9 protein-coding genes are annotated in these 6,748 nt (G+C 60.4%); 5 read left to right on the forward strand and 4 right to left on the reverse strand.

All coding sequences use genetic code 11. The features are described 5' to 3' along the window. Nucleotides 1-160 precede the first annotated feature (160 nt). Nucleotides 161-871, forward strand: coding sequence for an IS6 family transposase (locus tag K7W42_RS15700; protein WP_224575785.1), 711 nt, complete (start codon nt 161-163; stop codon nt 869-871). 229 nt (nt 872-1,100) lie between these two features. On the opposite strand, the gene K7W42_RS15705 is transcribed toward K7W42_RS15700, so the two are convergent. Further along, nucleotides 1,101-1,502, reverse strand: coding sequence for a PIN domain-containing protein (locus tag K7W42_RS15705; RefSeq protein ID WP_224575786.1), 402 nt, complete (start codon nt 1,500-1,502; stop codon nt 1,101-1,103). Between the two features lie 517 nt (nt 1,503-2,019). On the opposite strand from K7W42_RS15705, the gene K7W42_RS15710 reads away from it, so the two are divergent. Both K7W42_RS15710 and K7W42_RS15715 read left to right on the forward strand, forming a co-directional pair. Next, nucleotides 2,020-2,442, forward strand: coding sequence for a hypothetical protein (locus tag K7W42_RS15710; protein ID WP_224575787.1), 423 nt, complete (start codon nt 2,020-2,022; stop codon nt 2,440-2,442). Then, entirely contained in the window at nt 2,439-3,134 is a 696-nt protein-coding gene (locus K7W42_RS15715) for a hypothetical protein (protein WP_224575788.1), read from the forward strand. The genes K7W42_RS15710 and K7W42_RS15715 overlap by 4 nt, the downstream gene beginning before the upstream one ends. Nucleotides 3,135-3,153: 19 nt before the next feature. Here K7W42_RS15715 and K7W42_RS15720 read toward each other — a convergent pair whose 3' ends face one another. The 3 genes from K7W42_RS15720 to K7W42_RS15730 all read right to left on the reverse strand — a co-directional run bounded on the left by K7W42_RS15720 (nt 3,154) and on the right by K7W42_RS15730 (nt 4,418). Beyond that, nucleotides 3,154-3,471, reverse strand: a complete 318-nt coding sequence (locus K7W42_RS15720) for an HNH endonuclease (protein WP_224575789.1) — start codon at nt 3,469-3,471, stop codon at nt 3,154-3,156. Between the two features lie 63 nt (nt 3,472-3,534). Continuing rightward, nucleotides 3,535-3,810: a hypothetical protein gene (locus K7W42_RS15725; protein WP_224575790.1), complete on the reverse strand. Its 276-nt coding sequence runs from the start codon at nt 3,808-3,810 to the stop codon at nt 3,535-3,537. After that, nucleotides 3,807-4,418 (reverse strand): ParA family protein, encoded by a 612-nt coding sequence (locus tag K7W42_RS15730; protein ID WP_224575791.1) that lies wholly within the window; start codon nt 4,416-4,418, stop codon nt 3,807-3,809. Before K7W42_RS15730 ends, K7W42_RS15725 begins: the two co-directional genes overlap by 4 nt. A gap of 321 nt (nt 4,419-4,739) precedes the next feature. On the opposite strand from K7W42_RS15730, the gene K7W42_RS15735 reads away from it, so the two are divergent. Both K7W42_RS15735 and K7W42_RS15740 read left to right on the forward strand, forming a co-directional pair. Further along, nucleotides 4,740-5,312, forward strand: coding sequence for a hypothetical protein (locus K7W42_RS15735; protein ID WP_224575792.1), 573 nt, complete (start codon nt 4,740-4,742; stop codon nt 5,310-5,312). Nucleotides 5,313-5,604: 292 nt separating this feature from the next. Further along, nucleotides 5,605-6,417 carry a hypothetical protein gene (locus K7W42_RS15740; protein WP_224575793.1) on the forward strand — a complete coding sequence of 271 codons (813 nt, stop codon included), beginning with the start codon at nt 5,605-5,607 and terminating at the stop codon, nt 6,415-6,417. Nucleotides 6,418-6,748 lie beyond the last annotated feature (331 nt).

A 6,748-nucleotide genomic window follows, 5' to 3' on the forward strand; every position in this document is an offset into this window, starting at 1 on the left:
GCTCCTGCTGTCTCCCAGATGGTGACGTCGTGTGCCAGCGAGATCATTACGTTCGGCACTTGCGGGTGCAGAACTTCCTGAGCGCGTTGGCGAAAGGCCGTGATGCGTGGATGACTCTCACAGGGGTTCTAGCAACTTAACCTCGGTAGGCTGGTGAGCTGTGACTGACCGGAAACCGTACCGCCATCGTTTTCCCCTGAGCGTCATCGGCTACGCCCTACGGCTCTACCACCGCTTCCCGCTCAGCCAGCGTGACGTTCAGGAACTGCTCCACGAGCGCGGTGTTCAGGTCAGCCACGAAACTCTGCGGCAATGGAACATCAAATTCGCACCCATCCTCACCGAAGAACTGCGCCACCGAGAACTCCGCCGGGGTTCTCGGTGGCATCTGGATGAGGTCTACGTCAAGGTCGGTGGGGTGGGGCATTGGTTGTGGCGCGCGGTTGACGAATACGGAGCCATACTCGACATCCTCCTTCAGGAACATCGAGATACCGAGGCGGCCAAGTCCTTTTTTATCCGCATACTCGGTGAATATCGCGTCCCAGAGGCCATTCACACCGACAAGCTGTGGAGCTACGGGGCGGCGCTGCGTCAGCTTCCCGTGCTCCACACCGTGGAGCACGTTCAGGTCGTCTCCACCGCCCGCTGCAACAACCTGATTGAACAGTCGCATCGCCTGACTCGGCAGCAGGAACGTGCTCAGCTCGGCTTCAAACGACGAAAACGGACTCAAGAATTCCTGGCCCTGCACGCCCGAGTCTCGAACCTCCACCGCCACACCCGGACCACGGTCCCCGCCGCCCTCAGACGAAGCCATCAGTCCGCAGCCCTGCTTCGCTGGCGAGAGGTGATGCAGCAGGCGGCTTGAGAATCAAGCCGCCTGCTGGGATCCTTCGGCCCCGCCGAGGTTAAGTTGCCAGAACCCTCTAGGCTCACATGCCCATGCGTCCGGACATGGTGTGCTTCCAGCAGGTCCAGTAAGGTGGCTACATCGCGTTCTGCCACGGCCGCCACAGTCCGGCGCCGACGTTCCTCTGGCGCCAAAGCTACCCAAGCCCGGGACGGCGCAAGTTGTCCGTGCCTGTACAGCTCCAGCGTCACCGGATCAACTCCACTACGAAGGGAAGGTCCGGCAGGCGAGCCCAGTTCTGTTCTGCCGTCAGCACAGCCAGCCCATGTGCTTCGGCTGTCCCTAGACAGGCCGCGTCACCAAGACTCAGGCTGTACGGATTTTTGCGCGCGTAATAAAAGGTGGCCCGTGCCCGACAGGCAGCATCAAATGCTAGTTCGGAGACCAGGGGTGCCAAATGGCCCCACACAGCTTGCACTTGCCCATGAGTGTAGTCCCCTTTGCCGACCAGCTTGCCCTCCAGTTCGGTCAGGGTCACGCTGCTCACCTGACAGGCTCGGCTCGTCAGAGCCGCGCGCACGGCTTCATAGCCAGGCTCTTTCCGCCACAAAGCGATAACAGCGCTGGCATCTAAAAGCAGACCTGTCACCAGCCTCTTTCTGCCGCTTCTTGGCTCCGGTCATCCAACAGCTCCCGAGTCAAGTTGCGCTGGTCATGCCGAGCAAGGCTCCCGGTGGCCGCCTCAATCAGGGCCAGCCGAGTCGTGAGGTGGTAACCCTGGGCATCCTTGACCAACAACACCTCATCCCCTTCTTCAACCTTCAAGTCAGCCCGGACAGCTGTAGGGACGACTAAGCGACCCTGTGCCTGAATCTTCAAATTATAGTATTGAGGCTGCGACATAGTACTTATTTTACCTAACAAAGTACTCAAAATAGTGACTCCCCGTTCCAGCCTCTTTATCTTTTTGGTAATTCTGTTTACCAGAAGGATAGGGGATTTAGGTTTGAAAATGAGCTGAAAGGCGCCTAGATAGGTCTTTCTATTCGCTGTTCGCGAATAGCGAATATACTTTGGATGTGCTCAAGCCTCAGGATCTCCTCGTCCTTCTCAAACTTCTTCAGTCGGGCTGGACCACCCATAGCCAGGTTGCCCTCGCCCTCGGCATGAGCACATCCGAAGTCCACGCTGGGATCAAGCGGCTCAAGCATTCCCGCCTCGTCAAAGGCGAAGCCGTCCCCATCCGCACTGCAGTCCGTGACGTGCTCCGGTACGGCGTGCCTTACTTCCTTCCTGCTGAACGGGGCGAGTTGACCAGGGGCTTTCCTACCGCCCACGCTGCTCCTCCACTGAACGAGCTGATCGTGCAGGGTAATGACCCACCGCCCGTGTGGCCAGATCCAGATGGCCCAGTTCGTGGTCAGGCTTTCCAGCCGCTCTACCGGTCCGTCCCCTTCGCGGCCCGTCAGGACCCTGGGCTCTACGAATGGCTCGCGCTCATCGATGCCCTCCGGGGCGGGAGCACCCGTGAACGGCACCTGGCCACCGGGCTTCTGGAAGAACGCCTGCTAATGCCGGTGTCCCCGTGAGCAACGCAGAGAACCTGCGGCGGCTGAGCGAGACGGTCCGCCGCCTTGGGCACCTCGCTGAACAGATGGTGTTTGTCGGGGGCAGCACGACGGCCCTGTTCATCACCGACACCGCAGCGGCTGATGTCCGGGCGACCACTGATATCGACGCCATTGTCGAGACGAGCCGAGTCGGTTACGTTCACTTGACCGAAGCACTCAACCAGCAAGGGTTCTACGAAGACACCACCGAAGGCGCCCCCATCTGCCGCTTCCGCAGTGGGGAACTGGTCTTGGACGTAATGCCGACCGACGAGCAGGTTCTGGGCTTCAGCAACCCCTGGTACCTGCCGGCGATTCGGCATGCCGAGTGGTGGAGTCTTCCGGACGGCGGGCGCGTTCGGGTCATCACGGCTCCCTATTTCCTGGCAACCAAACTGGTGGCCTTTAGAGGGCGCGGTGAGGGCGATTACGGGATGAGCCATGACATCAGCGACGTCGTGTCTGTGCTTGACGGCCGCTCTGAACTCCTGACAGAGGTTAGGGCGAGCGATCCGGAGGTCAAAGCGTTTCTGGTCGAAGCGGCCCAGAACCTCCTGGCTGAGCCTGCCTTCCTCGACACCTTGGCCTACCACCTGCTGCCCGACCCCGCCAGCCAGGCCCGGGAGGACCTCATCATTCGGCGCCTGCGTGACATTGCTCGGCTGACCTGACCTGGGCAGCACCAGCCTCTCAGGTGACGAACTGGAAGAGAGTCCCCTGCGCGCCCGGCCGGTAAGCCTCCAGCAGATCAGGAAACAGGGTGGGTTGACCATGCCGGGCGCGGCGCAGGTACTGCTCCAGGGAAGCGTGGTGTCTTTGACTGCGCAGAACCAGCAGGTTGTCCCGGGTGTTGTTCAGCGAGTTGCCGTCCAGATGGTGGACGACCTCACCGGGCAGCAGAGGCCAACCTAGGGCTTCAGCCGCCCTGAGGCGGTGTACACGGACGCTGCGGCGCGCGACGGGATCCCAGACTGTGGCGTACTTCTTTTGGGCGCGTTGACGGCTCACACAGGTCTCCTCTGTGTCAAAGTATATCATTTCGGCTGTGCAAAATTCTAAAATTTTGCACTTTTATCTTTTTAACCATTCATCCAGCAGTTCGTTGACCAGGGTACTGACCTCTTTGCGCTCGTCCAGCAGGCGCTTGCGGACCTCCAGGTAAGTCGGACCGTGCAGGAGCACCGTGACCTGCTGATAGTCCGGGTTGGAACGCTTACCTGGCGGACGACCCACCCGGCGCCGCGGCTCTTCAGGAGCCGGCAGGGGAGGGGCGGGGGCCTCTGCTTCGATCTCACGCTCCCGGCGCTCACGCATGGTCCGCAGGCCAGAGAACTTGCTGCCCGTCACGCCTGCTCTCCAATGGCCGCCACGATCTCCTGTGCGGCGCGTTCGTAGTCCCACCACGCCAGTTTGGCTGCCTTTGAGTTTTTGACTGCGTAGACAGGCACGCCCTGAGCACTGGCATGCCGAAACGCGGAGGTCTGCCGAATAGACGCCGTCATGACTGGAAGGCCTTCCCCCTCCAGAAGCGCACGGGCTTCATCACCTTCGCGTGAAGGGCTGGGCGGAACCAACGTGAGGAGAATCCGGTACTGTCCACCCAGACTTTGGAGGGCTTCGGTTGTCTGGAGGAGAGCGTCCAGGCTCATGGCTTCAGGGTTGGTTGGAAGCACCAGGAGGTCACAGCCACCCACCAGGTCGCGCAGCTCGTCACCCGACGGCCGGGCCCCGGTATCGATGACGATGTGTTCAAACTGCCGCGAGAACTTCATGGCCTGGGCTTCGGGCACCACGGTAAAGGGCAGGCCCTCATGCGAGGCCCAGAGCGATGCACTCCGGTTGGCATCACCATCCACCAGCAGAGTAGGGGCTGAGTTCTGGAGATAGGCCGCCAGATGAACGGAGGTGGTCGTTTTGGCGACTCCACCTTTAAAGCCTGCGACAGTGATGATCATTGATCTACTGTACAGCTAGATGCACGGATAAGGTTTTGAAAGGGCATCATTTCATATGTGCAAAATTGTAAAATTCTGATTTTGAATCTTAAATGTGTGGCCTGACGACCGAGACTCACCTCTCTGTGACGTCATTCGCGCCCTCCGCACTAACGGGGCGTTAACGCCGGCGGGCCTACCGTGGTCTCATCCCAGCGCGCCCCACCCACTGTGCTGGCCACGCTGGGATCAGCGACTGCCTTCGCTGCGGAGGTTCATCATGCACCGTCATCCTGTCGTCGTCTCCCGCCTTCCCCCTTCCGCCTGCTCCGAGCGTTCCACATGACCTGGACTGCTGTTCTCCGGCAACTGCCCGCTCAGGGCACGATCGCCTTCCGCGGCGCCAACAGCGTCAATTTCTTGCCGGCTGGGCCGCCCAGTGGAGGCCAGTGGAGTGGCGTGTACTTCGGGTCCACCACTGACCACTCTGTCGGCTACATCGAACTGGAAAATGGGGTCGGTTCCCTCTGGACCGCCGCGCTGCCTCAGATACTGCCGGTTATTTTTGCCACTGGCACGAGCTACGGCGACCCCACCATTCCTGGTGACATCAAGGCCCAGCACCTGCGCCAGGAAGCCGCGAACCTGGGCTTGAATCTCCCAGACACTGGGCAGGTCATTACCGACCTGGGCAGCATCGGGTACGGCTACGTCGGCGTGGACAGCGAGGGCACCCGGGAACTGATCATCGGGCACAATCTCATTGCGGCGGCGCCTGTGCCGGTGACGGGCACCATTATTGCTTACGTCAACCGGCAGAACTACGTCAACCAGGGGTGGAGTGCGGTTCCCACGGGACCCTTCAATCAGCCACAGCCGGCCAATCAGACCTCGTACATCCAGACGATGACCTGAGCTTTGATGTTGCTGATCTGAAAGAAGCGCCTCAAGGCAGCTGCTCTAGAGCCAGAGTGAACTGACTTCACCTGTGGCGCAGGAGAAGAGGATGGGGTACGCCCCGATTTGATCCATGCCTTTCAGATCAGCTTGAGACAGACGAGGAAGTTCTTTGCTTCTCGCGAAGACCTGAGTTGCTGCCTCGGCTTCATGGACAGACCGGCCTGACCGCCTGGCCTGCAGGTCGACAGGAGGCCGTCCGCCCCCATCCACCGGCGGTCCCCAACACACACCTGAGGAGGAATCACCCATGGCCCCACTGAAAAACGCCATCAATGCGCTGGACCCAACGCCCGACAAGAAGAAAGACATCACCCTGCTCCTGAACCTGCTGTCTGAGCTCTCCGAACAGAAAGTGGCGATGTTTACCGAGCGGATCGAGACTGAGTTGCGCACTGCCGGCACCGTGGAGAACCGAACCGTTCCGGTAACGGAAATCCTGGCCAATCACACCGAGTACCGCGCCTACGTCAAGCAGGACGCGGGCAAGATTGCCGGGGAAGTCACTGGCGCTCTGAAGAAGTTCCTGAGCGGGGGGTCGGGAGACATTCTCGACGGGATTGCCAGCCTGGTAACCACCGGTCTTGAAGCGATCATCGGCGCCGGTTCGGGGAGCCAGCAGGAAATGAAAAGCTACTACATCGTGGTGCAGAAGTTCGGGATGGTGCGCTTCGACATCCGGGCGTGGTCGCGGCAGATCGAGGCGCAGGGCATCACCTCCCAGATTGAGACGTGCATGGCGATTGTGGCGTACAAGTCGAGTGTCAACGTCAAGAATCTGTCGTTCAATTCATTCCTGGTGCTCTACCAGGATCAGCTGGCCAAAATCGGGATTCCCGAAGCGGACTGGGACAAGTACCTCACCGAAGCGGAGGCGATGTACAAGAAGCTGGGCGGCAATACAGGGACATCGGACCTGGCCGTGCCCGATGGGGTGATGTTTCAAACGACGCCAGGCCGGCTGTACGGCACCCTGTGGGAAGACCCCAGCCGACCAGTTCAGCCCCAGCGCGTGCACGCCTGGCCAGAGAGTCCGTCGCTCACCAGCGTAACGGCTGACTGACGAAGCCAGGTGGGTGCCGCCCAATTAGGGCGGCACCTTGAGGACGCTTAGCGGGGGTGAGGTGCCGCCCCGGCTCCTGGCTTGGCCGCAGGAGGCTCACAGGCTGTGCGCGGCTGTGGCACCCAGCGCGGCATCCCACGAACTTGAGAGTCCTTGGAGAGTCCAATCTGATGGCCACCTTCATCCCTATGACTGCTCAGAGCATAAGTTCATAGCTCTGAAGTCTGGAGTGTTTGACTCTTGGACTATTCCTCAGTCAGGAACGCTCAGAAGTGAAAGGCTGTTTGCACAACTCTACCGCTGTGAATCAATGCACGGATCAAGCACCACG

This window comes from Deinococcus betulae, from assembly GCF_020166395.1.
In the GTDB taxonomy this organism is placed as follows: domain Bacteria; phylum Deinococcota; class Deinococci; order Deinococcales; family Deinococcaceae; genus Deinococcus; species Deinococcus betulae.